This window comes from Streptomyces neyagawaensis (assembly GCF_023516595.1).
Classification (GTDB): domain Bacteria; phylum Actinomycetota; class Actinomycetes; order Streptomycetales; family Streptomycetaceae; genus Streptomyces; species Streptomyces neyagawaensis.
The window spans coordinates 90,132-115,892 of sequence record NZ_JAMGBG010000076.1 but is presented as its reverse complement, the minus strand read 5'-3'; the positions used below and the strand labels follow the sequence as shown (position 1 = coordinate 115,892).

Genomic DNA, 25,761 nt, shown 5'->3' with positions numbered 1-25,761 from the left:
CACTGCGGCCCGCAACTTGTGGGCCTGCTGGGGCAACCATCGCGCCTGTTGGAACGTCCGTTCCGGTGGGACGAGGTATGTGACCGTCCGTGTCGCGTGCGCATTGTCACGCCGGACGAGGCCCTATCGACTCCTCTTTGTCACTGTCCTCGGTGTTAGCTTGCTGAGCTGGCATTGACCTGAGTGACGTACGAGACCGAGCAGAGGCGGAGCGGACCGAAGTCATGGGACGAGCGGAAGAAAGACGAGCGCGGCAACGCGGCGGTCGCCGCGCGGCGCCCAAGCGCTCGTCCGGCGGTGAGGCAGGGACGACCGCGGTCATAGAGGCGCCCGCGGGCGGTGGCAGGGCGGCAGCCCGGGCCGCGGCCAAGGGCGGCAAGGGCGGCGGGAAAAAGAAGAAGACCGGTATACGCCGCTTCTTCACCTGGAAGAAGATCCTCGGCACGTTCTTCGGTCTCTGCCTGCTCCTCATGGGCGCGTTCGTCGTGCTGTACCTGATGATCCCCATACCCAAGGGCAACCCGGACGCGACCAAGGAAAGCAACGTCTACCAGTTCGAGGACGGCAAGCTCCTCGCGCGCACGGGCAACGGCACGACCGCTCGCGAGATCGTCGGACTCGACCAGGTTCCCCCGGACGTTCAGAAGACCTTCGTCGCCGCCGAGAACAAGAGCTTCTACGACGACCCGGGCGTCGACCTCAAGGGCATGACCCGCGGTGTGATCAACACGCTGTCCGGCAAGGGCAAGCAGGGTGGCTCGACGATCACCCAGCAGTACGTCAAGAACTTCTATCTGACGTCCGACCAGACGGTGACCCGCAAGCTCAAGGAGCTGGTCATCTCCCTGAAGCTGGAGCGCAACGAGACCAAGGACACCATCCTCGCGGGCTACATCAACACCAGCTACTACGGCCGCGGCGCCTCCGGCATCCAGGCCGCGGCCCAGGCGTACTACCGCAAGGACGCCAAGAAGCTCACGGTCGCCGAGGGCGCGTACCTCGCCGCTCTCCTCCAGGCCCCCAGCCAGTACGACCTGGCCGTCGCCACCCCGACCGGCAGGAAGCTGGTCATGGCGCGCTGGAACTACGTCCTCGACAACATGGTCGAGATGAAGTGGCTGGACGCCGACAAGCGCGAGGGTATGAAGTTCCCCAAGTTGAAGCCGCCGCAGGCCACGCCCGACATGGCCGGTCAGACGGGCTATCTGGTGGAGGCCGCCAACAGCGAGCTGGCCCGCCAGCTCGTCGCCAGCAACAGGGTGGACAGCCGTGAGCAGGCCATAGCGCTCATCGACAAGGGCGGCTGGACCATCAAGCTCAACATCGACCCGAAGAAGCAGGCGGCGCTGGAGAAGGCCGTCAAGCAGCGGCTCACCAGCAAGCTCGACCCCAAGAAGCGCAAGGTCGACGCGCACATCCAGGCCGGTGCCGTCTCGGTCGACCCGAAGTCCGGCAAGGTCCTCGCCATGTACGGCGGCATCGACTACGTGAAGCACTACCAGAACAACGCCACGCGCCGGGACTACCAGCCCGCCTCCACCTTCAAGCCGGTGATCCTCGCCGCGGCCGTCGACGGGCAGGCCGAGACGCAGGACGGCGACCCGATCGCCGCGAACACCCTCTACGACGGTGACAGCAGGCACCAGGTCCTCGACAACGGCACCAAGGTCGGCTTCGCCCCGCCCAACGAGGACGACGTCAACTACGGCGACGTCGACGTGCAGACCGCCATGAACAAGTCCATCAACTCCGTCTTCGCCCAGATGGGCGTCGACGTCGGGATGGAGAAGGTCATGGAGGTCGCCGGGAAGCTCGGCATGGACACCGAGGGCATGCAGGCGGTGCCCGCCCAGACCCTCGGCTCCATGGGCGCGAGCCCGCTGGAGATGGCCGGCATCTACGCCACCCTCGACAACCACGGCAAGAAGGTCACCCCGACGATCCTCGCCTCGGCCACACACCGGGACGGCCCGCTCCAGATGGCCGACCCGATCGGCGAGCAGGTCATCACCCGCGAGGCGGCCGACACGGTCACCTCGGTCCTCACGGGCGTGGTCGACGACGGTACGGCCAAGATCTCCGTCCGGGACAACCCCGCCCGGGGCGGCCAGCAGGTCGCCGGCAAGACGGGTACCTCCGACGAGAACCGCTCCGCCTGGTTCACCGGCTACACGCCGAAGCTGGTGACCTCGGTCGGCCTCTTCGGCGAGGACATGAGCAAGAACGGCAAGCACGTCCCGATGTACGGGGCGGCCGGCGTCGAACGCGTCAACGGCGGTGGCTTCCCCGCCCAGATCTGGGCCACGTACACCTTCGGTGTGATGGGCCAGAAGAGCAAGTTCGACCTGAAGACCACCCAGGGCGCCGCGGTCGCACCCACGGAGTCCCCGAGCCCGAGCCCGACCCCGTCGAAGTCCCCGGAGGCGAGCCCGTCGAAGTCCCCGGAGGCGAGCCCGTCGAAGTCCCCGGAGGCGAGCCCGTCGAAGTCCCCGGAGACGACGCCTGAGGAGACTCCCGAGACCACGCCGGAGGAGACCCCCAGCGACGGCGAGATCGACCTGCCACCGGACCCGAAGGACCCACAGACAGGCGGCTAGCCACCAAAGGCAACACAAAGAGGGGGCGCCCGGTGAAAACCGGGCGCCCCCTCCGTAGTTAAGGGGCGCGGGGAACTGCGCGATCAACCACACACAACCCGCGGTCCGTAGACCACGGCCGGCCCCGAACTCTGACCGGCCCCGAGCTGTGACCGACCTGGAGCTGTGACCCGCCCAGAGCTGTGACGGGCTCAACCCAGCGGAGCGCTCACGCCTGGTTCAGCTCGAACCAGACCACCTTCCCCGCACTCAACCGCGTCGCCCCCCACCGCTTCGCCAACCGGTTGACGAGGTAGAGCCCGCGCCCGCCTTCGTCGGTCGCCCGGGCCTGCCGCAGCCGCGGCAGCTGGGGCACGTCGTCGGTCACCTCGCACCGCAGCACATCGGTCCGCAGCAACCGCAGCGTCACCGGCCGCGTGGCGTACCGCACCGCGTTCGTCACGACCTCACTGATCAGCAACTCGACCGAGTCGGTCAGTTCCTCCAGCCCCCAGCGGGACAGGGCGTGACGAGCGAGACGACGGGCCCGCCCCGGAGCCATCTCCTCCGGTTCCAGGAACCAGTAGGCGACATCACTGGGAGCGATCCCATCGAACCGTGCGGCGAGCAGCGCGATGTCGTCGTCCCGGTCACCCGGACCGAGCATGTCGAGCACCTCGTCGCACAACGCCTCCAGCGGCGGCGGATGGTCCGGCCCGGTCAACTGCGCGGTCGCGGCGAGCTTCTCGCGGAGCTGCTCTATCCCCGTCCACACGTCCCGGAGCCGGGACTCCACCAGCCCGTCGGTGTACAGCAGCAGCGTGCCCCCGGCCGGCGCGTCCAGCTCCACCGCCTCGAAGTCCACCCCGCCCACACCGATCGGCGCGCCCGGCGGCACCCGCAGCACCTCGGCACGCCCGCCCAGATGCAGCAGGACCGGCGGCGGATGCCCGGCGTTGGCGATGGTGATGCGGTGCGAGACCGGGTCGTAGACCGCGTACAGACAGGTCGCCATCCGGTCCGTGCCCAGCCGCTGCGCCTGCTCGTCGAGGTGGTGCAGCACCTCCTGCGGAGGAAGGTCGAGACCCGCCAGCGTCTGCGCGGTCGTCCGCAGCTGGCCCATGATCGCGGCGGATGTCATCGAGTGGCCCATGACATCGCCCACGACCAGCGCGACCCGGCTCCCCGGCAGGGGAATCGCGTCGTACCAGTCGCCGCCGACCCGGGCCGTCTCCGCGGCCGGCAGATACCGGTGCGCGAGCCGGACGCCGGTGCACTTCGGCAGCGCCTCCGGGAGCATCGTGCGCTGCAACTCGTCCGCGATGTACGCCTCACGCCCGTACAGCACGGCCTTGTCGATGCCGAGCGCACTGTGGGTGGCGAGCTGCGCCGCCACCAGCAGGTCGTCCTGCTCGAACGCCATCCGCTCCGGGCGGCGCAGGAACACGGCCGCGCCGATCACCCGGCGCCGCCCGCGCAGCGGAGCGAGGATCGCCCGCTGCCCCGTCGGCACCGTCAGTTGCGCGTCCGGGCCGAGCAGTTCCGGCAGCGCGTCGTGCGCGGCGGGAGCGTCCGCGAAGACGGGTCGCACCCCGCGCAGCACCTCGGCGAGCGCCCCGCCGGGCCGCACCTCGCACTGCTCGGCGGTGACGACCGCCAGGTCGACGGGCTCGGGCTGGAGCGCCGGCATGAAGCCGCCCTCGGTGTCCCGTTCCTCCGGGATCCGGTCGGTGCGGCGCAGCCGCAGCAGCATGGGCCCGGTGGGCCGTTCGTCACCGACGGGCAGCGGCTCGCGCAGATAGACGAGGATCGCGTCGGAGAACGTCGGCACGGTCGCCCGGCACAGACCCATGACGATCTCGTCCAGGTCGATGCCGCGGGCGATCCGCCGGGTCGCGGCGCCGACGAACCGCAGCCGGTCGCCGTCACGCCGCATCGGCATGGGGGCGCCCGGCGGGACACCCTGCCCGCTGCGCCGCTCCAGGCCGCCGACCGTGCCGGCGGACCGCTCCGCCTCGCCGCCGGGCTGCGCCGGAATGGTCTCCGGCGCCGGGCGCGGGCGGTGCGGGTCGGGCTCGGTGGCCGCGGGCTGGGAATGCTCGGAGAGCGCCGGCTGGGCGTGCTCCGAGGGGGCTTCGCCGTTCTTCGGGCACGGGGTCGCCGTGCCCGGCTCGGCGGCCGTGTCGCCCGTACGGGCCTGCGCGTCACTCATGCGCGCCTGTGCGGGTAAGGCCCCGGCGGGCGCCGCGCGCAGCGGCTCCTGGGTACGCAGAACCGCCCCGCGGGCATCCGCGGGGCCGGCGCCGCTCTGAGGGCGCTCGTGGGAGGTGGGGTGCTCCGTCACGCGTGTCGAATCCATCCGTCCGGGACTGCGCGAGCTACGCGCAGTTCGTCCCGCAGCAAACCCGATACTTCGTCCCGCAGAAAGGCCGATACCCGGATTACGTGCCCCAGGAACGGATTTCCCGCGTGGTCAGAGGCAGTTCCTGTGCCACACACGGTACCGGCGGACCCGCCGAACGACAGTACTGACCGTCCGTCTGGCCTTCTCCGGATTCTGCCGGTGTGGCCCTCGTACCCCTTGATCACGTCCTGCCGCCCCTCGGTGACGTATGGTCAAGCACTGCGCGAACTGCGGGACTTACCCCTGTGGATCCTCGCGGAGGACGATCCTACGGTTGTGGACCGGGGGCGCATCAAGGGTCTCATGAGGACAAGTGCGCAGGCGTACGGTCCCAGTCGTCAGGGAGAGACGGTACTCCCCATGCGGGATTCGGGCGCCAGTGCTGCCATCCGTCCGAGAACGGCGGGCCCCAGGCGCGGATCGTCTCCACCGCCGAACGCCCCGCCTCCCGCACCCTTTCCGCCGCGTGCCCGTCCATCAGTCCGTCCTGCTGGGCCTGCGCGAACTCGTCCTCGTCGCGCCAGTCCCAGGACCGGTCCGGATACACGCAGATGTCCAGGAAGTGATCCACGGAGTCCACACCACCGTCCCAACGGGCCAGTGGCGTCTCCAGGTTGACGTACCAGTTCTTGAAAAGCCAACCCGGCTCCCAGAACAGCCACACCGACCACGGCTCGCCCGGCCGGGCCAGCTTCAGCACGCCCGTGCCGAACCAGCGGTCGCGCTGGACCTCGCGCGGCTTCTTGTAGCGGGTGGCGAGGGGCTCCGCGTGCGGCGGGGTCCCGTCCGCGAGGACGGGCTTCACGCACTCGGTGCCGGGGGCCATCCACACGGCCAGCAGTTCCTCGTCGTCACGGACCACGGTGACGGGGCGCGCGATGTGGAAGCGCTCGCCCGCGTTCTCCCGGTAGCGCCACAGGATGTGACGTCCCGGCTCCCAGAACGCCGTCGGGCCGTCCGCTTCCACTCGTCTCACCGCTCCACCATCCGCCATGGACAGATATTAGGTGTCATGCGCATATGACGCTGCGGTGCCGGTGATGGTTCACGCCTGGGCGGAAATCGGTTACCCCTGTGTCATCCGGGACGGCCGCCGTGCGCCGTCCTGTCACGGCCGCGTCATCCTGAGGACATCCAGCGCCTCGTCGAGCTGCTCCACCGTCAGATCGCCGCGGTCGACGTAACCGCTCTCCAGGACGACCTCGCGGATGGTCTTCCGCTCGGCCAGCGACCTCTTGGCGACCTTCGCCGCCTCCTCGTAACCGATGTACTTGTTGAGCGGGGTGACCACCGACGGCGACGACTCGGCGTACTCCCGGGCCCGCTCCCGGTGGGCGACGATCCCGTCCACCGTCCGGTCGGCCAGCAGCCGGGAGACGTTCGCCAAAAGCCGGATCGACTCCAGGACGTTCTTCGCGATGACCGGCAGCATGACGTTCAGTTCGAAGTTGCCGGAGGCGCCGGCGACGGCGACCGTCGTGTCGTTGCCCGTGACCTGGGCGGCGACCATGAGGACGGCCTCCGGGACCACGGGGTTGACCTTGCCCGGCATGATCGAGGAGCCCGGCTGGAGGTCCGGCAGGGAGATCTCGGCGAGCCCGGTGCGCGGCCCGGACGCCATCCACCGCAGATCGTTGGCGATCTTGGTGAGGGACACGGCGATCGTACGGAGCTGCCCGGACGTCTCGACGACGCCGTCCCGGGCGCCCTGCGCCTCGAAGTGGTCCCGTGCCTCGGTCAGCGGCAGCCCGGTGACCCGCGCGACCTCGGCGATCACGGCGGCGGAGAACCCGGGCGGGGTGTTGATGCCGGTGCCCACCGCCGTACCGCCGAGGGGCAGTTCGGCGAGCCGGTGCAGCGACGCCCGCAGCCGCTCCACGCCGTACCGCACCTGGGCCGCGTATCCGCCGAACTCCTGGCCGAGGGTGACCGGGGTGGCGTCCATCAGGTGTGTGCGGCCGGACTTCACGACGTCCGCGAACTCGTCCGCCTTGCGGGAGAGGGCCGCCGCGAGGTGGTCGAGCGCCGGGATCAGATCGTGGGTGACGGCGGCGGTGGCGGCGATGTGGAGGGAGGAGGGGAACACGTCGTTGGACGACTGCGAGGCGTTGACGTGGTCGTTGGGGTGGACGGGGCGGCCGAGCCGCTCCGTCGCCAGGGTGGCGATGACCTCGTTGGTGTTCATGTTCGACGACGTACCGGAGCCGGTCTGGAACACGTCCACCGGGAAGTGCTCGTCCCAGCGCCCCTCCGCGACCTCCGCCGCCGCTTCCTGGACGGCCTCGGCGATGTCCTTGTCGAGGACCCCCAGCTCGGCGTTGACCTTCGCCGCGGCGCCCTTGATCCTCGCCAGGGCCTCGATGTGGGCGCGCTCCAGGCGCTGCCCCGAGACCGGGAAGTTCTCCACCGCCCGCTGGGTCTGCGCCCGCCACTTGGCGTCCGCGGGGACCCGGACCTCGCCCATGGAGTCGTGTTCGACGCGGTAGTCACTCATGACCGGTACAGCGTCCGGGCCCGTCCCGATGTTCCCGGTTTCCCTCGGACGAGTGAGGGCGGAATTCGACGGGCCCTTGTCGGTGGTGTGCAGTAGCGTCGCTCCGTTGACCCAACGGTCGAACGAACTTCGACGAAAGAACGTGCATTGAGAAGCGCTGTCATACGCCGGTCCTGCGCGGCCGGTGTCGCCGTCCTGTCGCTGACCCTGCTGGCCGGCTGCTCGGACTCCGGGGAGGACGGGAAGGAGACGGGCAAGGGCGGCTCCGGCTCCGCCGGGAAGAAGACGCCCGCCCTGTCCGCCGCGGCCCTGGAGAAGGTCGTACTGAAGGACGGCGACGTCAAGGGGCACAAGGTCACCGCCCCCACCGTCACCGTCGAGCGGAAGGACATCACCACGGAGGACAAGGCGTGCGCCCCGCTGGCGTACGCGACGATCGGCTCGGTCGTCGACAGCCCCGGCGCCACCGTGCAGCGTGAGACGGCGAGTGTGCCGAACCCCGCGGACCCAAAGAGCCTCGACGTCACCCGCACCCTGATCCGTCTGTCCTCCTACGAGGGCGACGGCGCCGAGGCCGCGCTGGCCTCCCTGAACACGTCCGTGGACGCCTGCGCCAAGGGCTTCAAGGTGACCGCCGACGGTACGGACCAGCAGGTCACCAAGGTCGCGAAGACCGACGCTCCGGGCGGCGCCGACGAGGCGGTGGCCCTCGACATCGTGTCCGAGGCCGAGGACGCCAAGGTCCCGATGAAGGTCGTCGTGGTCCGCAAGGGCACCACGGTGGCCTACTTCACCGCGCTGAACATCGGATCCCTCGCCACGGGCAAGGACTTCGACTTCCCGACCGAGATCGCCGACGCGCAGATCGCCAAGTTGGCCTGACGGCCCGCCGGGCGACCGCGGCTCGTACACATTCCCGCGCCCTCGGAAGGCGATGCCTCCGGGGGCGCGGGGATCGTCCGGCTAGGCCAGGCCCGGGCCGCGGACCGGGATGGTGGTGAACGTGGGTGCGGGCGCCGGGTCCTTGAAGAAGTCGTTGCCCTTGTCGTCGACGACGATGAACGCCGGGAAGTCCTCGACCTCGATCTTCCAGACGGCCTCCATGCCGAGCTCCTCGTACTCGACGACCTCGACCTTCTTGATGCAGTCCTGCGCGAGGCGGGCCGCCGGGCCGCCGATGGAGCCCAGGTAGAAGCCGCCGTGGCTGCCGCAGGCGTCGGTGACCTGCTGGGAGCGGTTGCCCTTCGCCAGCATCACCTTGGAGCCGCCCGCCGCCTGGAACTGCTCGACGTAGGAGTCCATGCGGCCGGCCGTCGTCGGACCGAAGGATCCGGAGGCGTACCCCTCGGGGGTCTTCGCCGGGCCCGCGTAGTACACCGGGTGGTCCTTCAGGTACTGCGGCATCTCCTCGCCCGCGTCCAGCCGCTCCTTGATCTTGGCGTGCGCGATGTCGCGGGCCACGACCAGCGGACCGGAGAGCGACAGCCGGGTCTTGACCGGGTACTTGGTCAGCTCCGCGAGGATGTCGTCCATCGGCTGGTTGAGGTCGATCCGCACGACGTCGCCGGCCTCGTCGAGGTGCTCGTCCGTGGTGTCCGGCAGGAACCGCGCCGGGTCCGTCTCCAGCTGCTCCAGGAAGACACCCTCGGCGGTGATCTTCGCGACGGCCTGGCGGTCGGCGGAGCAGGACACGGCGATCGCGACCGGGCAGGACGCGCCGTGCCGGGGGAGGCGCACCACACGCACGTCGTGGCAGAAGTACTTGCCGCCGAACTGCGCGCCGATGCCGATCTTCTGCGTCAGCTCGAAGACCTTCTCCTCCAGCTCCTTGTCGCGGAAGCCGTGCCCGAGCGGCGAACCCTCGGCGGGGATCTCGTCCAGGTAGTGCGCGGAGGCGTACTTGGCGGTCTTGAGCGCGTACTCCGCGGACGTGCCGCCCACGACGATCGCGAGGTGGTACGGCGGGCAGGCGGCCGTACCCAGCGAACGGATCTTCTCCTCCAGGAACTTCATCATGGAGGCCTCGTTCAGGACGGCCTTCGTCTCCTGGTAGAGGAAGGACTTGTTGGCGGAGCCGCCGCCCTTCGCCATGAACAGGAACTTGTACGCGCCGCCGTCCGTCGCGTACAGCTCGATCTGCGCCGGGAGGTTGGAGCCGGTGTTCTTCTCCTCCCACATGGTGAGCGGAGCCATCTGCGAGTAGCGCAGGTTCAGCTTGGTGTACGCGTCGTAGATGCCCTGGGAGAGCGCCTTCTCGTCGCCGCCCTCGGTGAGGACGTTCTGGCCGCGCTTGCCCATGACGATCGCCGTGCCGGTGTCCTGGCACATCGGCAGGACACCCGCCGCCGCGATGTTGGCGTTCTTCAACAGGTCCAGGGCGACGAACTTGTCGTTGCCGGACGCCTCGGGGTCGTCGATGATCCGGCGCAGCTGCGCCAGGTGGGCCGGGCGCAGGTAGTGCTGGATGTCGTGGATGGCCTCGGCCGCCAGCTTGCGCAGCGCCTCCGGCTCCACCTTGAGGAAGGTGCGTCCGTCGGCCTCGAAGGTGGAGACACCCTCGGAGGTCACCAGCCGGTACGGAGTGGTGTCCTCTCCCATGGGGAGCAGATCGGTGTACTCGAACTCAGGCATCGGTGCCCATTCCTCACTAGACAGGCTGATTCAGGCGCGGCTCGCCTCCGGGGCGCCGAAGCCTGTGACTCACACCGGCGGCCGGCCTCCGTCGGCGGCGTCCACAAGCGTAGAACCTGCGGTCGGCGGCGGGCCTGTGAGGTAAGGCTCAGTTCCACACCTGCGGGGTCTATCGCGATCTATCGTGTGTGGGTACGCTGCTGCCGTGGACCTTCAGAAGCAGACCGGCGCGCGCGTCGCCGCCGCCGAGTTGCGCGCCTCGGACGCCGACCGTGACCGCATCACCGACATCCTTCGGGACGCCCTCGCCGAGGGGCGCCTCACCGCCGAGGAGCACGCCGAGCGGGTCGAGGGCGTGCTGGCCGCCAAGACGGTCGGCGAACTGGACGTGTTCATCCGGGACCTGCCCGCCGCGCACAAGCCGTCGGCGTACGCGCCGCCGTCCTCCGTGCCCCACCGCCCCACCCCCGGCGCCATCCCGATCGACGCGGACGAGCGTCTGCTCGCGGTCTTCAGCTCCTCGGTCCGCAAGGGCCGCTGGCGTGCGGGCCGCCGCATCCACGCGTACGCCGTGTTCGGCAGCGTCGAGATAGACCTCAGTGAGGCCCTCTTCGAGCACCGCCAGGTGATGATCAGGGCCGTCTCCCTCTTCGGCAGCGTGGAGATCCGCGTCCCCGAGAACGTCTCGCTGCGCGGCAGCGGCGGCGGTGTCCTCGGCTCCTTCGAGGTGGACAACCTCGATTCCGGTGAACCGGACGCGCCGGTGGTCTATGTGGACGGCTTCGCCGTGCTCGGCAGCGTCGAGGCGAAGCCCCGGCGCGGCAAGATGATCGCCGACCTCCTCGGCCGGGTCGCCGATCATGTCGTCCGCAAGGTCGACGGTGGTTTGCGCAAACACCTGGACCGTTGACGCCTGTGAAGTGGATCACTTTCCGGCCGTTCCTGAAGGGGTTCGGTCCACTTGTGACCGCTTGGTGAGAGCCCGGAATTCCGGCGGTTGGGGACTCAGTGCATAGGCCCGCGCACAGCGGGTAGGCCTTGCTGCATCGTCTCTCGCTCGCGAAGCCGTCGTCAGGAGTAGACCGTGCTGCAACCGCCGCATTCGTCCCTGCAGGTCGCTGCCGTTCCGCCCCAGCGGGTGCCAGTGCGAGACAGGGATCAGGAAGCCCCTTGGCATACGGAGGCCGTGTGCCGGCGTGACGAGGCCGGCCTGTTCTTCGCCCCCTCCAAGGAGCCCACCGCGGCCCGGCTCTCCCGCGAGGAGGCCGCCAAGCGGGTCTGCGCCCGCTGCCCCGTCATGGTCGAGTGCAGGGAACACGCACTCCTGCAACCGGAGCCGTACGGCGTCTGGGGCGGCCTGACCGCGGCGGAACGCCGGGTGGTGCTCGCCCGACGGCGCCGCCGCGACCTGGAGTTGAAGAAGGCGGCGCGGGCGGCGGGGACGATAGCGGCGGCCGGTTAGGCGTCAATTCGCGTGCTGAGGCGCCCTCTTCCGCACAAGAGGGCGCCTTCGTGACGCCGGTCGCCCGAAGGGCTTGACCCGAAGGTCTTGAGGGGCGCGGGGAACTGCGCGACAAGCCACGACGCATCCCGCGGACGACGGCGCGCACCGCAGTCCCCTGACCCTTACCGCCTGACCCCTACCGCTCGACCGGCGGAGCTACTTCGCCTTTTCGAAGTCGATCGAGCTGTAGGCACGCAGCTTGCTCAGCCGGTGCACCGAGTCGATCCGCCGCACCGTCCCCGACTTCGACCGCATCACGATCGAGTCGGTCGTCGCGGTCTCCGACCGGTACCGCACACCCCGCAGCAGCTCGCCGTCGGTGATCCCCGTGGCGACGAAGAACACGTTCTCCCCGGACACCAGGTCGTCCGTGGTCAGTACCCGGTCGAGGTCGTGCCCCGCGTCGATCGCGCGCTGCCGCTCCTCGTCGTCCTTCGGCCACAGCTTGCCCTGGATCGTGCCGCCGAGGCACTTCACCGCACAGGCCGAGATGATGCCCTCGGGCGTGCCGCCGATGCCGAGCAGCATGTCGACCCCGGTGCCCTCCCGCAGTGCCAGGATCGAGCCCGCGACATCACCGTCCGAGATCAGCTTGATGCGCGCCCCGGTCTCCCGGATCTCGTTGATGATGCCCTCGTGCCGCGGCCGGTCGAGGATCACGACGGTGACGTCCTCGGGCGTGGACCGCTTCGCCTTGGCGACCCGGCGGATGTTCACAGAGACCGGCGCGTCGATGTCGACGAAGTCGGCGGCCTCGGGGCCGGTGACGAGCTTGTCCATGTAGAAGACGGCGGACGGGTCGAACATCGTGCCCCGGTCGGCCGCCGCGAGCACGGCGATCGCGTTGGTCATGCCCTTGGCCGTCAGCGTGGTGCCGTCGATCGGGTCCACGGCGATGTCGCACTCCGGGCCGGTCCCGTCACCGACGCGCTCCCCGTTGAAGAGCATCGGGGCCTCGTCCTTCTCGCCCTCCCCGATGACGACGACGCCGTTCATCGAGACGGTGGAGACCAGGGTTCGCATGGCGCGTACGGCGGCGCCGTCGGCGCCGTTCTTGTCCCCGCGACCGACCCAGCGGCCCGCGGCCATCGCGGCCGCCTCGGTCACCCGGACGAGCTCCAGGGCGAGGTTGCGGTCGGGGGCTTCGGAGGGGACTTCGAGTTCGGACGGCAAATGATGATTCTCGGTCATCGGAGCGCACCTTTCTGATACGACGACGGCCGGATGAGGGTTCGGCTCGACTCTATCGTCAGGCTGACAAATTGAGCAGGGGACCCCACGGATGAGCAGACCGGTGCACCTGCGACGATGAGGGCGTGGCAGGTACGAAAGGCAAGCAGACCGTTCGCGACATGGTCCTCTCTCTGGGGCTCATCTTGCTCGCGGCCTGGGTCATCTATCTCTTCATCCCGCACGACGAGACCGAGCAGGAGCTCAAGCGCGTCGACTACCGGGTCGAGCTGCTCACGGCGCGCCGTGCCGCCTCCTACCCGGTGGCCGCGCCCGTCGGTCTGCCCGACACCTGGAAGGCGACCTCCGTCCGCTTCAGCGGCGCCGACTCCGACCACTGGCACCTCGGGTTCCACGCCCCCGACGGCCGGTACGTGGCCGTCGAGCAGTCCGCGGGGAAGCCGTCCCGGTTCATCCCGGACGCCACCCAGGACGCGAAGAAGACCGGCACCACGCAGGAGATCGGCGGCGAGACCTGGACCCGCTACGAGGGCGACCGCTACGACGCCCTCGTCCTGCGGGGCGAGGAGGCGACGACCGTGGTCGCGGGCAGCGCGTCGTTCGAGGAGCTGACGAATATGGCGAAGGCGCTGAGCACGGAGTGACGTGCCCGCTCCCCGGAGAGTGCGGAGGGGTGCGCCTCCGGGCGGTGCGGAATGACGCGCCCACGGACAGGGACGCGGAAGGGGCCCCCGGCAGTCGTGCCGGGGGCCCCTTCCGCGTGGTGCGCGAGGATCAGACGGTCGTGATGACGTCGTCGTAGGCGAGGCGCGGGGAGCGCGGGTAGGAGGCGCCCTCGCCCGGCTTGCCGATGTTGACGACCATCAGCGGGGTGTGGTCGCCGTCCAGGAACTCCTTCTGGACGCCGGCGGCGTCGAAGCCGGTCATCGGGCCGGCGGCGAGACCCGCGGCGCGGACGCCGATGATGAAGTACGCGGCCTGGAGGGCGGCGTTCAGTCCGGCGGCGGCCTCACGGGCCGGGCGCTCGGCGAAGAAGAGGTCCTTGGCCTGCGGGAACGCCGGGAACAGGGCCGGCAGCTCCTCGTGGAACTCGTTGTCCGCGGCGAGGATCGCGACCAGCGGGGCGGTGGCGGTCTTGGCCTGGTTGCCCTCGGCCATGTGCGCCACCAGGCGCTCGCGGGCCTCGGCGGAGCGGACCAGGACGATACGCAGCGGGGTCTGGTTGAAGGCGGTGGGGCCGAACTTGACCAGGTCGTAGATCGCCTGCACCTGCTCCTCGGTGACCGGCTCGTCGGTGAACGCGTTCGCGGTGTGCGCCTCGCGGAACAGCAGGTCCTGGGCGGCGGGGTCGAGAACGAGAGACATGGAACAACCTTCGTAAAGACGTGCGCTGACGACGTCGAAGGTACGCAATGGAAGTTCAAGGTTCAACCAAAAGCGGGCCGGGGTGATCCGCTTCACACAAACCAGTGATCTTCGCCGTACCTGGGAGCCGGTGTCGGGCCCGGAAGGGGTGAGCCGGTGCCCTACCCGAAAGAGCGAGCCGGTGTCGTACCCGAAAGGGCGAGCCGGTGTCGTACCCGGAAGGGTGCGGGTCAGCCTCGGCCGTCGCCGGAGGCGTCCGTCTCGTCGTCCTCCGCCAGGGCCGCGTCCAGCCGGGCCCGGGCGCCGTCCAGCCAGCGGCGGCACACCTTGGCCAGCTCCTCACCGCGCTCCCACAGCGCGAGGGACTCCTCCAGCGTCGTACCGCCCGCCTCCAGCCGCCGGACGACCTCGATCAGCTCGTCACGCGCCTGCTCGTAGCCGAGGGCCCGGTCGGCCTCGGACGCTTCGGCCGCCCCGCCCGTCACGGTCGTCTCCTCGGCCTCGCTCACGTTGCTGGTCATGCGGCCCACCTTATGCGTCCCCTCCGACAGTGCCGTCGCCAGCGCCGTCGACCCGGACGGCGAACTCACCCTCCGCGACCCGCGCCCGCAACGGCTCCTCGGCCGTGACCTCCCCGGGCGCGCGCACCACGTGCCCGTCCGCCTTCTGCAGCACCGCGTACCCCCGCTTCAGGGTCGCGGCGGGGGAGAGGGCCACCACGCGCGCGTGCGTGTGCGTCAGCTCCGAGACCGCCCGGTCCAGATGGTGACCGAGGCAGCGGCGCCCCCGGTCGAGCAGCGAGGCCACCTGGTCGGCCCGCTCGTCGATCATGCGGTGCGGATCCTCTATCGAGGGGCGCGCCAGGGCGTGCGCGAGCCCGCGTTCCTCCCGCTCCAAGAGCGCCTCCACGCACCGCCGCGCCCGGTCCCGCAGCCACCGCACCCGCTCGTACTCCTCGCCGACGTCCGGCACGACCTTCTTGGCCGCGTCGGTCGGCGTGGACGCCCGCAGGTCCGCGACGTAGTCCAGCAGCGGGGTGTCCGGCTCGTGCCCGATCGCCGACACCACCGGCGTACGGCAGGACGCGACGGCCCGGACGAGCTGCTCGTCGGAGAAGGGCAGCAGATCCTCCACGCTGCCGCCGCCGCGGGCCACGACGATGACGTCCACGCCCTCCATCGCGTCCAGCTCCTTCACCGCCTGCACCACCTGCGGCACGGCGTGCACGCCCTGCACGGCGACGTTGCGCACCTCGAAGCGCACGGCCGGCCAGCGGTGCCGGGCGTTCTCCAGCACGTCCCGCTCGGCCGCGGAGGCCCGGCCGCACACCAGCCCGATCAGCTGCGGCAGGAACGGCAGCGCCTTCTTCCGCTCCGGCGCGAACAGCCCCTCCGCCGCCAGCGACTTCTTCAACTGCTCCAGCCGGGCCAGCAGCTCACCCACGCCGACCGGCTTTATCTCGGTGGCCCGCAGGGACAGCTGACCGCGCGGCGCGTACCACTCGGGCTTCGCGTGCACGACGACCCGGGCGCCCTCGCTGACGACGTCGGCGATCGCGTCGAACACCTGCCGGTAGCAGGTGACGCTCACGGAGATGTCGTGCGACGGGTCCCGCAGCGTGAGGAAGACGACGCCGGCACCGGGGCGCCGCGACAGCTGAGTGATCTGCCCCTCGACCCACACCGAGCCGAGCCGGTCGATCCAGCCGCCGATGAGCCGGGAGACCTCACCGACGGGCAAGGGGGCGTCGGCGGATGTGTTGAGAGCCATGTGGGGAGCGTAACGGGGGGTGCCGACAGCGCCTTATAGCTCGGGGTGCGCTGTTTGTTCGGCTGGTGCGGGAGGGTGGGGGTCGGTCGCGCAGTTCCCCGCGCCCCTGAAGGCATGGGCCTGCGGCCCGCCTTCATCAGGTGGCGCCGTCGCTGGCGCCGTCGAAAAACACGGGGCGCAGCCCCGGCCGCTTTTCAGGGGCGCGGGGAACTGCGCGAGAAACCACACACCACCCGCACCCGGCACACCCACGCGCCCCCGAGCTCACCCCCGCTCCCACGGCGGAGCCCCCCGCGGGGAACCCCCTACGATGGGTGCATGACCGCTTCGCCTGGCCGCCGCCGTGTCCTCCTCGCCGCTCCGCGCGGCTACTGCGCGGGTGTCGACCGTGCCGTGATCGCCGTCGAGAAGGCCCTCGAGCAGTACGGGGCCCCGATCTACGTCCGCCACGAGATCGTCCACAACAAGTACGTCGTGCAGACCCTGGAGAAGAAGGGCGCCATCTTCGTCGAGCAGACGGAAGAGGTCCCCGAGGGCAACATCGTGATGTTCTCGGCGCACGGCGTGGCCCCCACCGTCCACGAGGAGGCGCAGCGCGGCAGGCTCGCCACCATCGACGCGACCTGCCCGCTGGTCACCAAGGTCCACAAGGAAGCGATCCGCTACGCGGGCGAGGACTTCGACATCCTCCTGATCGGGCACGAGGGCCACGAGGAGGTCATCGGCACCTCCGGCGAGGCCCCGGACCACATCCAGCTCGTCGACGGCCCCGGTGACGTCGAGAAGGTCGAGGTCCGCGACCCGTCGAAGGTCGTCTGGCTCTCCCAGACCACGCTCTCCGTCGACGAGACGATGGAGACCGTCGGCGCCCTCAAGGAGAAGTTCCCGCTGCTCGTCTCCCCGCCGAGCGACGACATCTGCTACGCCACGCAGAACCGTCAGCTCGCCGTGAAGCAGATGGGCGCGGAGGCCGAGCTGGTCATCGTCGTCGGCTCCCGCAACTCGTCCAACTCCAAGCGGCTCGTCGAGGTCGCCAAGCTCGCCGGCTCCCGCGAGGCGTACCTCGTGGACTTCGCGAGCGAGATCGACGAGGCCTGGCTGGAGGGCGTGGAGACCGTCGGCGTCACCTCGGGCGCCTCCGTGCCGGAGGTCCTCGTCGAGGAGGTCCTGGAGTGGCTCTCCCAGCGGGGCTACGAGGACGTCGAGCTGGTCAAGGCCGCCGAGGAGTCGATCACCTTCTCGCTGCCGAAGGAGCTGCGCCGCGATCTGCGCGAGGAGGCGGCCGCCCTGGTCGCCGAGCGCACCGGACAGGGCGCCACCGGCGTCTGAGCCCCCGCTGCCCCCTTACGGCCCCGGAACGTGAAGTTTCCGGGGCCGTACGCGTACGACGACGTGAGGGTTCCGGGGGCGGGAGGCGGCCTGGTGGCCCCTGGCCGTGACTGTCAGTCGTACGACGTAACGTAGGGCCATGCACATCTTCGGCGTGGACATCGGTGGATCCGGGATCAAGGGCGCTCCCGTGGACCTGGACCTGGGCGACCTGGCGGACGAGCGGTACAAGGTGCTGACCCCGCACCCGGCGACGCCGGACGCGGTGGCCGACGGGGTGAAGGAGGTCGTCGACCACTTCGGCTGGACCGGCCCCGTAGGCATCACCTTCCCGGGCGTGGTCACGGGCGGCGCCACGATCCGTACGGCGGCCAACGTCGACAAGGGCTGGATCGACGTCGACGCGCGCGCCCTGCTCGGTGACCGGCTCGGCGGCCTCCCGGTCACCGTGGTGAACGACGCGGACGCGGCGGGCGTCGCCGAGATGCAGTTCGGCGCCGGGCGCGACCGCCGGGGCACGGTCATCATGCTGACCTTCGGCACGGGCATCGGCAGCGCCGTCTTCTGCGACGGCATCCTCGTGCCCAACACGGAGCTGGGCCATCTGGAGCTGGGCGGCCACGACGCGGAGACCCGTGCCTCCACGAAGGCCAAGGACGACCACGAGCTGACCTGGGAGCACTGGGCCAAGCGCGTCACCAAGTACCTCGCTCATGTGGAGATGCTCTTCTCCCCGGAGCTGTTCATCATCGGCGGCGGCGTCAGCCGCAAGTCCCACAAGTTCCTGCACCTGATCGAGGGCATCCAGGCCGAGATCGTCCCGGCCCAGCTCCAGAACAACGCGGGCATCGTGGGCGCGGCGATGCGGGCGGCGAAGGCGGGCTGATCCGGGGAGGGCGCGCGGATCCGACCGGAGGGGCGGGGTGCTTCCCGAAGGAGGCGCGCGAACTCGTCCGTCGGCGGATCCGGAGGGGCGGGGCGCAGACCCGTCCGGAGGCGGACCCATCCGGGAAGCAGGCCGATCCGGGAGGCGGGCCGATCCCGGAGGGGCGCGCGGACTCGTTCCAGGGCCGGCTGATCAGAAGAGCGCCCTCGGCCCGCCGCTGATCACGGCCCGGCGGGGCGTCGGATACGGACTGGCATGACACTCCCCCGGCGGCTCCTCGCCAGGTCCCCGGCTCCCCGGCGGGCCCTGACTCCTCGCCGGGCCCCGGCGGCTCCCCGGCGGGCCCCGGCGGACCACGGCAGGGGCGCGGCGGCCCGGACCGGCCCGAGGGTGGGTCAGAAGCCGCGGGGCACCGTGCGGCGTGGCTGGGCCGGGGGCTTCGGGGTCCGGGGCCGGGCCGGGGCGTGGTCGTACGAGGGGTGGGGCTGGGCGCCGGGCGTTCCCGGTCGTCCGAGCCCTCGCGGCGCCTCCGATCCCCGGGGCGCCGCCGCCTCCCGGAACGCCTTCGTCCTCCCGGGCGCCGCCGCCCCTCGGGGCGCTTCCCCTCCCCGGGGCGCCACAGTTCCCCGGGACATCGACGCTTCCCGCTCCGCCGCCCGTCGGGCCATCAGGCGCAGCTTGCGTACGGTCACGATGACGCCGGCGATCAGCGTGCCGCCGTAGAGCCAGCCCGCGGCCATCGCGAGGGCGGTGACCAGGCCCATCAGATACGCGGCGGGTCCGCCCTCGCCCCCGGCGATCGGGGGCAGCCCGGCCGCGAAGGCGATGGGCACGACCACCGGCCCGCTCGCGAGGTCACCCCGCCGCACCCACACCGCCGTCAACGCGCTGACCGGCAGGAACAGCGCCCCGTACACCGTGAGCGACGCGCCGAACAGCAGCCGGTCCAGGCAGGCCAGCGCGAACATCGACACCGCGCAGAACAGGCCGCCGCCCAGCCCGGTCAGCCGGGGGTTCGGCATCCGGCGCACGGCGCGAGAGACGCGCCGCACGGCTCGGGCAGGGGCAGGGACGGGCCCGCGCGCGACCGGGGCACGACGCGGCGCCCCCGCGCCGCCGCGCTCCCGGCCGCCTCTGACCATCTGTGGCGGAAGGGGAGTGCCACGCTGCGGTCCGGTCCGAGGGCGATGCGTCCTGTGCTGCTCCACTCGACCAACTTAGGTCGGTTAATGTGCCGAATGGGTGCACAGACACGCCGTTGAGGGGACCTTGGCCAAGCGTTCGATACGCCGCCGGGCGGGGCGCGGGCACGCCGTAAACTGGGGGACCGGCCAGCCCTCTGGCCCCTGGGGCACGATCCGCCGGACCGCACCCCCAGGCCCCGCCGCCCCAGGCCACCGGCCGCCTGGCCCTCCTACGTACGGGAAGTCGTAAACGTGTCGCTCACGATCGGAATCGTCGGTCTGCCCAACGTCGGCAAGTCGACCCTGTTCAACGCCCTGACCAAGAACGACGTGCTGGCGGCCAACTACCCGTTCGCCACGATCGAGCCGAACGTCGGCGTCGTCGGCGTCCCGGACGAGCGCCTGACGAAGCTGGCCGAGATCTTCGGGTCGCAGCGCGTCCTCCCGGCGACCGTCGACTTCGTCGACATCGCGGGCATCGTGCGCGGCGCCAGCGAGGGCGAGGGCCTCGGCAACAAGTTCCTGGCGAACATCCGTGAGTCCGACGCGATCTGCCAGGTCATCCGCGCCTTCAAGGACGAGAACGTCGTCCACGTCGACGGCAAGGTCTCGCCGAAGGACGACATCGAGACGATCAACACCGAGCTGATCCTCGCCGACCTCCAGACCATCGAGAAGGTCCTGCCGCGCCTCCAGAAGGAGTCGCGCATCAAGAAGGACATCGCGCCGAAGGTGAAGGCCGTCGAGGAGGCCAAGGAGATCCTGGAGAAGGGCGACACGCTGTTCTCCGCGGGCATCGTCCAGGGATCCGGCAACGAGGAGCTGCTGCACGACCTGCACCTGCTGACGACGAAGCCCTTCCTGTACGTCTTCAACGTCGACGAGGACGAACTGGTCGACGAGTCCTTCAAGGAGGAGCAGCGCGCCCTGGTCGCCCCGGCCGAGGCGATCTTCCTCAACGCCAAGCTGGAGGCGGACCTCGCCGAGCTCGACGAGGAGGACGCGATGGAGCTCCTGGAGTCGGTCGGCGCCGAGGAGCCCGGCCTGGCCACCCTCGCCCGCGTCGGCTTCAACACCCTCGGCCTCCAGACCTACCTCACGGCGGGCCCCAAGGAGTCCCGCGCCTGGACGATCAAGAAGGGCGCCACCGCCCCCGAGGCGGCCGGCGTGATCCACACCGACTTCCAGAAGGGCTTCATCAAGGCGGAGGTCATCTCCTTCGACGACCTGGTGGAGACCGGTTCGGTGGCCGAGGCCCGTGCCAAGGGCAAGGCCCGCATGGAGGGCAAGGACTACGTGATGCAGGACGGCGACGTGGTGGAGTTCCGCTTCAATGTCTAGCAGGTGACTTGGCGCCACTTCATCTGGCAAACAAGCAGGTCAACAGGGGTCTGACTCTTTCGGGTCAGGCCCCTTGTCCCGCCCTCAGTGAGACCGCCGGCGCGGCATGTCGCGAGCAGGACGGGCAAGGGTGACCGACTTCCTACGGGGATTTGCGCCCCAGGGATCTACGGCCCTTCCGGGACCGACGGCAGCCGGGCTGTCGCCCAAGGGTTCCAGGTGCCGTAGTCGTCGGTCCCGGTGCAGCTGACCTCGCCGGTGCGGCAGTCGGCGATGCGGGCGAAGTCGCGCCGCCGTCCACCGGCTTTCGCGCGGGGCCCGCAGGGAGGCGAGGCCCCCGCCACTGTCGGCGAACGATGTGGTGACCGTGTGGCGTGGAGTGGTCGGATTCCCTGGCCTGGCGTCATGCCTCCTCGGCGCCGCGGACTGACAGGGAGCCGTACTGGCTGCGCAGGCGGGCCTTGAGGATCTTGCCGGTGGCGTTGCGGGGCAGGGCGTCGACGAGGACGACCGACTTGGGGAGCTTGTACTTGGCGAGTCGGCCGGACAGGGAGTCCAAGATGTCGTCGGGCGACACGTCGGCGCCCGCGCGGGGCACGACCAGCGCTCTGCCCACTTCGCCCCATCGTTCGTCGGGTACGCCGATCACCGCGCATTCGGCGACCGCGGGATGCTGGTAGAGGAGTTGCTCGACCTCGGCCGGATAGACGTTCTCCCCGCCGGAGATGTACATGTCCTTGATGCGGTCGACGATCGTGACGTACCCCTCCTCGTCGACAGTGGCCGCGTCTCCGGAGCGGAACCAACTTCCCTCGACGAAGGCGTCCTTGGTCGCTTCGGGCCACTGCCAGTAGCCCTTCATCACGTTGAGGCCCTCGATGATCACCTCGCCGACCTCGCCCGGTGCGACATCGGTGAGGTCGGGCCGTACCACGCGTACGTCGGTGAAGAAGCAGGGTTTGCCGGCCGAGCCGGCCTTGCGGATGCTGTCCGGTGCGCGCAGGCCCAGCGCGGCGGGAGCGGTCTCGGTCAGGCCGTACTCCTGGAGGAAGGTCAGGCCACGGTCCTGGTACGTGTGGATGAGGGCCTTGGGGACGGGTGCCGCCGCGCACATCAGGATCCGGACCGACGACAGATCGGCCGTCGCCCACCGCGACGACCGGGCCATGGCCTGGTACATCGCGGGCACGCCGAACATCCTCGTCACCCGGTGCTCGGCGATGACGTCGAGCACCCGGTCCGGATCGAAGCCGCGCATCAGCACCGACATCCCTCCTTTGAGGAAGCCCGGCAGGAAGACGGCGTTGAGGGCGGCGGTGTGGAACATCGGTGCCACCACCAGAGCGACGTCGTCGGAGGCGATGTCCACCTCCAGCAGGATGTTGAAGCAGTTCCAGGCGATGTTGGCGTGGGTCAACATGACGCCCTTGGGACGGCCGCTGGTGCCAGAGGTGTACTGGATCATGCACACCTCATCGAGGCCGACCGTCTCGTCCAGGGGGTTGTCCGGCGCACTCGCGAGCAGCTCCTCGTACGCCTTCCCCACCTCGACGTAGTGCTTCACCTCGACGTCGCCCCTGAACGCGTCGACGATGTCGGTGAGTTCGGCCGCGAACACCAGCACCGACGCTCCCGAGTCGCCCAGGATGAAGGCCAACTCAGGTGCCGCGAGGCGGGTGTTGAGCGGGACGAAGACGGCGCCCAGCGCGTTCGCGGCGAACAGCGTCTCCGTCAGGGCCGGATGGTTCGAGCCCAGGTAGGCCACCCGGTCGCCGTGTCCGACTCCCAGGGCACGCAGGGCGTGAGCGAGCCGCATCACGCGCGCGGCCAGCTCTCCGTAGGACAGGGATCCACCGTCGTGCACGACGGCGGTGGCCTCCGGTGCCATGCGGGCACGCCGCGCGGGCCACGAGCCGAGCCCTTGATTGCGCATGGTGCGTCTCTCTTCTCTCAGAGCTCTCAGAGCCAGTCGGGCCATGTGTAGTCGGCCGATTCGTCGTGGTCCCGGCGGGGCGGCAACGGGGCGAGCCGCCCCCGGGAGAAGACCAGCGGCGAGACGCCGGTCTTCTCCACCCCGAGTTCCCGCACGTGGCCGAGGACGAAGTAGTGGTCGCCGAGGGTCCACACGTCGGCGATGTCGCAGTCGATCCAGGCGACGGAGCCCGCGAGGACGGGGCTGCCCGAGGCCGCGCCGCGCCACGGGTGGCGGTCGAAGACGTCGGGTGCCTTGGCGCTGACGTCCCGGCAGAGGCCCTCCTGGCCGGCGGCCAGCACGTTCACGCAGAAGGAGCCGCCGGCCATGATCCTTGGCCAGGTCGTGGAGGATCGGCCGGGGAGGAACGCGACGAGCGGAGGGTCCAGGGACACCGAGGTGAACGAGCCGATCACCATGCCGACCGGGGTGCCGTCGGGTTCCTTCGCGGTGACCACCGTGACACCCGTCGGGTAGTGGCCGAGCACGTGCCGGAACAGGCCGGGGTCGTCTGCCGGGCCACCGCCGGGCGCCGTCGCGGCGGGCGTCGGGCGGTTCACGCCGAGTTCTCCACGCCGAGCAGAGAACGGGCGTACGCCGTGGCCCACGAGCCGTGCTGCGCGTTGATGTGGGTCTTGTACGTGGCGACGTCGCGCAGGTACCGCTGCATGCGCTGGCCGTTCGCCAGCGCGCTGGAGCCACTGGCCGAGGCCAGCATCTCGACGGCCTGGCAGGCGAGTTGGCCGGACTGCCGGGCCGTGAGGGAGAGGGCCTGGTCGTCCAGTTCGGAGAAGGGCTCGCCCCCTGCCAGGCCTCGGGCGGCGTACGCGGTGTAGTCGTCGGCGACCGACAGGATGATCCGCTGCGCGCTGTCGGCCAGGGCCGTGGCCAGGCCGAGGTTGCGCTGGTGTTCCGGATCGTGGCTGCGCGGCTTGAAGGGCGGCAGCTGGCTGTTCTTGGTGGTGATGATCCGCTGGTACTCGTCGACCGCGGCCCAGGCGGTGCCCGCCACGATCGAACACAGCTGGATGTTGAAGAACGGCATCAGCCGGCCCGCGTACATCGGGTTGCCGTGCAGTTCCACACCCGGCCCGTCGGTGGCGTCGGCCGCCGCGAGGTGGGTCCTGGACACGTACTCGTACGGTACGAGGACGTCCTCGGCCACGACGCTGTTGGAGCCGCTGCCGCGGAAGCCCAGGATCTCGCCCCAGTTGTCGAGCATCCGCCAGCCGGAGGGCACGAGCACCATGCCCGGCGTGGGAATGCCGCCCTCTTCGTCGACGATGAGCACGCCACCCAGGAAGTGCGTGGAGACGTTGACTCCGGAGGCGTAGTCCCAGCGGCCGTTGACCAGGTACCCGTCGGGGGTCCTCGTCGCGGTGGCGCTCGGGGCGATCGGCAGCGGCGCCCGGAAGTCACCGTCCGGCCCGAACACCTCGCGCTGGGTGCTCTCGGGGAAGCGGCCGGCCACCACCAGGCTGTGGGAGGCGGCCAGACACAGGTTCCAGCCGCTGGACGGGCAGCCGCGGGCCACCTCGGTGACCATCCGGGAGTAGGTCCGCAGGTCGAACTCGTAGCCGCCGAAGCGGCGTGGCTGGAGGGACCGGTAGAAACCCGCCTCCAGGAACGCCTTGTGCGTGTCCTCGGAGATACCGGTCCGCTGTTCGGTCTCGTCCTGATGATCACGTAGCCAGGCCCTCATGTCGGCGGCCCGGCGCACCAGTTCCTCCGGTGTCAGATCCGGCTCCGGCTGCGGAATCTCGATGATTTTCTCGGCTGCCTCGGTTGTCTCGGACAATTCGCACCCCATCCGCTGCTGTTCTGGGTCGGCCTGAAGCGAGTGTCGGCAGCGCGGCGAAGGACCGTCCAATGCCGGTAACTGGGGGCTTGATGAGTGTCGTGCATCACAGCAGGTCGGAGGGGGTGACGGGAATGCCGCACATTTCTGCCTGGTGACGTGCGGGGAAGCGCGCTGTAACCTGGCGCGACCACAACGCCGTGGGCCTCGCCTTTCTGGAGGTCAGAGTGGAACTCCGGAACCTGCGCCATTTCTCGGCGCTCGCCGAGACCTTGAATTACCGGGTCGCCGCCGAGCGTCTGCACCTGACGCAGCCCGCGCTGACGCGATCGATCGCCGCCCTCGAGCGTGAGCTGGGCGTCCAGCTGTTCGACCGCGACAAACGGCATGTGGCGCTCACCGCCGACGGCGCGGAACTGCTCGAACGGGCGGGCGAGGTGCTGGCCGACGCCGACCGGCTCGCCGCCGCCGCGGACGCCATCAGGGCCAGGCAACGGGACGAGGTGCGGGTCGCGCTCTACGGGGTGGCTCTCGCGGAGCTGACGCATCCGGTCATCGAGGCGTTCTGCGAGCGGTATCCCAGCGTCACGATCCGGGTGCATGAAGCGGACTTCCACCAGGGTCTCGCCCCGCTGCTGGCCGGCGAGCACGACGTGGCGCTGTTGCCCCTGAACGTCGACATGCCGGGCGTGACACGAGTACCGATCTTCACCGAGCCCGCTTCCCTCGCGCTGTGGAAGGGGCATCCGCTGGCCGGGGCAGCCGCGGTAGACGTGACCGAGGTCTTCGATCAGCCCTGGGTCACCCCCGAGCCGGGCCTCGACTTCTGGGTGGGCGGGCGAAACGGGGACGACGACGCCCCGACGGTCGGCTTCCACGCCCGCTCGGCCCAGGACGTGTCCTTGAAGATCGCCTACCAGCACATGGTGGGACTGATGCCGCTGTCGGCCACCCGGATGTTCCCGCACCCAGGAGTGGAGAACGTCGCTCCGAAGGAGCCCCTCGGCTTGGTGGCCGCCGTCGCCTTTCCGGAGGCCGGTCACTCGCCCGCCGCCCCGGCCTTCGCCGAGGTCGCACGCCGGGTGGCCCGACGCGCGACCGGCGTTCCGTACGCCGAGATCTCCTAGGGCCTGCCCGGCGGATCAGGCCGGCTACAAGAAACGGCAGGCACATTCCGGGCAAGCCGAGCGGGGCGTGGTGCGTGCAGCTGCAAGGCGGAGGAGGGCGGCGACGCGATGGGGGCCCCCGCGCGAGGTTGTTCGAGCGTGGGGGAGTCGGCAACCGACGACAACGCGGCAGATGCGCGTGCCACGCCC

21 protein-coding genes are annotated in these 25,761 nt (G+C 70.3%); 9 read left to right on the top strand and 12 right to left on the bottom strand.

The window, feature by feature from the left end; genetic code table 11:
* Positions 1-224 precede the first annotated feature (224 nt).
* Positions 225-2,597 (top strand): transglycosylase domain-containing protein, encoded by a 2,373-nt coding sequence (locus M8J73_RS28770; protein WP_055542841.1) that lies wholly within the window; start codon positions 225-227, stop codon positions 2,595-2,597.
* A gap of 208 nt (positions 2,598-2,805) precedes the next feature.
* Here the strand turns inward: M8J73_RS28770 and M8J73_RS28765 are convergent, their stop codons facing one another.
* The 3 genes from M8J73_RS28765 to M8J73_RS28755 all read right to left on the bottom strand — a co-directional run bounded on the left by M8J73_RS28765 (position 2,806) and on the right by M8J73_RS28755 (position 7,474).
* Positions 2,806-4,935: an ATP-binding SpoIIE family protein phosphatase gene (locus tag M8J73_RS28765; RefSeq protein ID WP_180303758.1), complete on the bottom strand. Its 2,130-nt coding sequence runs from the start codon at positions 4,933-4,935 to the stop codon at positions 2,806-2,808.
* Positions 4,936-5,281: 346 nt separating this feature from the next.
* Complete coding sequence (fomD, locus tag M8J73_RS28760) at positions 5,282-5,974, bottom strand: cytidylyl-2-hydroxypropylphosphonate hydrolase (protein WP_206188023.1); 693 nt, start codon at positions 5,972-5,974, stop codon at positions 5,282-5,284.
* Positions 5,975-6,088: 114 nt separating this feature from the next.
* Entirely contained in the window at positions 6,089-7,474 is a 1,386-nt protein-coding gene (locus M8J73_RS28755; protein ID WP_055542305.1) for a class II fumarate hydratase, read from the bottom strand.
* A 147-nt stretch (positions 7,475-7,621) separates the two neighbouring features.
* On the opposite strand from M8J73_RS28755, the gene M8J73_RS28750 reads away from it, so the two are divergent.
* Positions 7,622-8,356 (top strand): sensor domain-containing protein, encoded by a 735-nt coding sequence (locus tag M8J73_RS28750; RefSeq protein WP_063799310.1) that lies wholly within the window; start codon positions 7,622-7,624, stop codon positions 8,354-8,356.
* A gap of 81 nt (positions 8,357-8,437) precedes the next feature.
* Here the strand turns inward: M8J73_RS28750 and M8J73_RS28745 are convergent, their stop codons facing one another.
* Positions 8,438-10,105, bottom strand: a complete 1,668-nt coding sequence (locus tag M8J73_RS28745; protein WP_249829258.1) for a fumarate hydratase — start codon at positions 10,103-10,105, stop codon at positions 8,438-8,440.
* Between the two features lie 205 nt (positions 10,106-10,310).
* Between M8J73_RS28745 and M8J73_RS28740 the strand changes: the two genes are divergently transcribed.
* On the top strand, positions 10,311-11,015 hold the full coding sequence (locus tag M8J73_RS28740; RefSeq protein ID WP_249829257.1) for a DUF1707 SHOCT-like domain-containing protein: 705 nt from the start codon (positions 10,311-10,313) through the stop codon (positions 11,013-11,015).
* Positions 11,016-11,189: 174 nt separating this feature from the next.
* Positions 11,190-11,567, top strand: a complete 378-nt coding sequence (locus M8J73_RS28735) for a WhiB family transcriptional regulator (protein ID WP_079049771.1) — start codon at positions 11,190-11,192, stop codon at positions 11,565-11,567.
* A 198-nt stretch (positions 11,568-11,765) separates the two neighbouring features.
* Here the strand turns inward: M8J73_RS28735 and glpX are convergent, their stop codons facing one another.
* Complete coding sequence (gene glpX, locus M8J73_RS28730) at positions 11,766-12,800, bottom strand: class II fructose-bisphosphatase (RefSeq protein ID WP_055537818.1); 1,035 nt, start codon at positions 12,798-12,800, stop codon at positions 11,766-11,768.
* A 125-nt stretch (positions 12,801-12,925) separates the two neighbouring features.
* Between glpX and M8J73_RS28725 the strand changes: the two genes are divergently transcribed.
* Positions 12,926-13,444, top strand: a complete 519-nt coding sequence (locus tag M8J73_RS28725; protein ID WP_079054734.1) for a DUF4245 domain-containing protein — start codon at positions 12,926-12,928, stop codon at positions 13,442-13,444.
* Positions 13,445-13,574: 130 nt separating this feature from the next.
* On the opposite strand, the gene M8J73_RS28720 is transcribed toward M8J73_RS28725, so the two are convergent.
* The 3 genes from M8J73_RS28720 to xseA form a co-directional block, all read right to left on the bottom strand.
* The gene (locus M8J73_RS28720) at positions 13,575-14,165 is read right to left on the bottom strand and encodes a malonic semialdehyde reductase (RefSeq protein WP_055537820.1); all 591 of its coding nucleotides are present in this window, start codon (positions 14,163-14,165) and stop codon (positions 13,575-13,577) included.
* A gap of 230 nt (positions 14,166-14,395) precedes the next feature.
* Positions 14,396-14,686 carry an exodeoxyribonuclease VII small subunit gene (locus M8J73_RS28715; protein WP_055537822.1) on the bottom strand — a complete coding sequence of 97 codons (291 nt, stop codon included), beginning with the start codon at positions 14,684-14,686 and terminating at the stop codon, positions 14,396-14,398.
* Between the two features lie 10 nt (positions 14,687-14,696).
* On the bottom strand, positions 14,697-15,935 hold the full coding sequence (gene xseA / locus M8J73_RS28710) for an exodeoxyribonuclease VII large subunit (protein ID WP_055537821.1): 1,239 nt from the start codon (positions 15,933-15,935) through the stop codon (positions 14,697-14,699).
* 318 nt (positions 15,936-16,253) lie between these two features.
* Between xseA and M8J73_RS28705 the strand changes: the two genes are divergently transcribed.
* Positions 16,254-17,264, top strand: coding sequence for a 4-hydroxy-3-methylbut-2-enyl diphosphate reductase (locus M8J73_RS28705; RefSeq protein WP_055543351.1), 1,011 nt, complete (start codon positions 16,254-16,256; stop codon positions 17,262-17,264).
* A 139-nt stretch (positions 17,265-17,403) separates the two neighbouring features.
* Entirely contained in the window at positions 17,404-18,150 is a 747-nt protein-coding gene (gene ppgK / locus M8J73_RS28700) for a polyphosphate--glucose phosphotransferase (protein ID WP_055543352.1), read from the top strand.
* 395 nt (positions 18,151-18,545) lie between these two features.
* On the opposite strand, the gene M8J73_RS28695 is transcribed toward ppgK, so the two are convergent.
* Positions 18,546-19,172 carry a DUF6542 domain-containing protein gene (locus tag M8J73_RS28695; protein WP_249829256.1) on the bottom strand — a complete coding sequence of 209 codons (627 nt, stop codon included), beginning with the start codon at positions 19,170-19,172 and terminating at the stop codon, positions 18,546-18,548.
* Positions 19,173-19,586: 414 nt separating this feature from the next.
* Here M8J73_RS28695 and ychF point away from each other — a divergent pair, with 414 nt between their 5' ends.
* Positions 19,587-20,675 (top strand): redox-regulated ATPase YchF, encoded by a 1,089-nt coding sequence (ychF, locus tag M8J73_RS28690; protein WP_055537015.1) that lies wholly within the window; start codon positions 19,587-19,589, stop codon positions 20,673-20,675.
* 403 nt (positions 20,676-21,078) lie between these two features.
* Here the strand turns inward: ychF and M8J73_RS28685 are convergent, their stop codons facing one another.
* Genes M8J73_RS28685 through M8J73_RS28675 form a run of 3 tightly spaced genes read right to left on the bottom strand, consistent with a single transcriptional unit; the run spans position 21,079 to position 24,445 of the window.
* Positions 21,079-22,608, bottom strand: coding sequence for an acyl-CoA synthetase (locus tag M8J73_RS28685; RefSeq protein ID WP_055537016.1), 1,530 nt, complete (start codon positions 22,606-22,608; stop codon positions 21,079-21,081).
* Between the two features lie 26 nt (positions 22,609-22,634).
* Positions 22,635-23,207: a flavin reductase family protein gene (locus M8J73_RS28680; RefSeq protein WP_063799152.1), complete on the bottom strand. Its 573-nt coding sequence runs from the start codon at positions 23,205-23,207 to the stop codon at positions 22,635-22,637.
* Entirely contained in the window at positions 23,204-24,445 is a 1,242-nt protein-coding gene (locus M8J73_RS28675; RefSeq protein ID WP_055537017.1) for an acyl-CoA dehydrogenase family protein, read from the bottom strand. Before M8J73_RS28675 ends, M8J73_RS28680 begins: the two co-directional genes overlap by 4 nt.
* A 227-nt stretch (positions 24,446-24,672) precedes the next feature.
* On the opposite strand from M8J73_RS28675, the gene M8J73_RS28670 reads away from it, so the two are divergent.
* Positions 24,673-25,572: a LysR family transcriptional regulator gene (locus M8J73_RS28670; RefSeq protein ID WP_169797808.1), complete on the top strand. Its 900-nt coding sequence runs from the start codon at positions 24,673-24,675 to the stop codon at positions 25,570-25,572.
* The last annotated feature ends 189 nt before the right edge of the window (positions 25,573-25,761 follow it).

What these genes read in the sequence shown, in the direction of transcription:
- M8J73_RS28705 (WP_055543351.1), top strand. Translation starts at nt 16,254, where the DNA reads ATGACCGCTTCGCCTGGCCGCCGCCGTGTCCTCCTCGCCGCTCCGCGC.
- M8J73_RS28720 (WP_055537820.1), bottom strand. Translation starts at nt 14,165, where the DNA reads ATGTCTCTCGTTCTCGACCCCGCCGCCCAGGACCTGCTGTTCCGCGAG.
- M8J73_RS28765 (WP_180303758.1), bottom strand. Translation starts at nt 4,935, where the DNA reads ATGGATTCGACACGCGTGACGGAGCACCCCACCTCCCACGAGCGCCCT.
- M8J73_RS28685 (WP_055537016.1), bottom strand. Translation starts at nt 22,608, where the DNA reads ATGCGCAATCAAGGGCTCGGCTCGTGGCCCGCGCGGCGTGCCCGCATG.
- glpX (WP_055537818.1), bottom strand. Translation starts at nt 12,800, where the DNA reads ATGACCGAGAATCATCATTTGCCGTCCGAACTCGAAGTCCCCTCCGAA.
- xseA (WP_055537821.1), bottom strand. Translation starts at nt 15,935, where the DNA reads ATGGCTCTCAACACATCCGCCGACGCCCCCTTGCCCGTCGGTGAGGTC.
- M8J73_RS28715 (WP_055537822.1), bottom strand. Translation starts at nt 14,686, where the DNA reads ATGACCAGCAACGTGAGCGAGGCCGAGGAGACGACCGTGACGGGCGGG.
- M8J73_RS28745 (WP_249829258.1), bottom strand. Translation starts at nt 10,105, where the DNA reads ATGCCTGAGTTCGAGTACACCGATCTGCTCCCCATGGGAGAGGACACC.
- ppgK (WP_055543352.1), top strand. Translation starts at nt 17,404, where the DNA reads ATGCACATCTTCGGCGTGGACATCGGTGGATCCGGGATCAAGGGCGCT.
- M8J73_RS28755 (WP_055542305.1), bottom strand. Translation starts at nt 7,474, where the DNA reads ATGAGTGACTACCGCGTCGAACACGACTCCATGGGCGAGGTCCGGGTC.
- M8J73_RS28770 (WP_055542841.1), top strand. Translation starts at nt 225, where the DNA reads ATGGGACGAGCGGAAGAAAGACGAGCGCGGCAACGCGGCGGTCGCCGC.
- fomD (WP_206188023.1), bottom strand. Translation starts at nt 5,974, where the DNA reads ATGGCGGATGGTGGAGCGGTGAGACGAGTGGAAGCGGACGGCCCGACG.
- M8J73_RS28695 (WP_249829256.1), bottom strand. Translation starts at nt 19,172, where the DNA reads ATGCCGAACCCCCGGCTGACCGGGCTGGGCGGCGGCCTGTTCTGCGCG.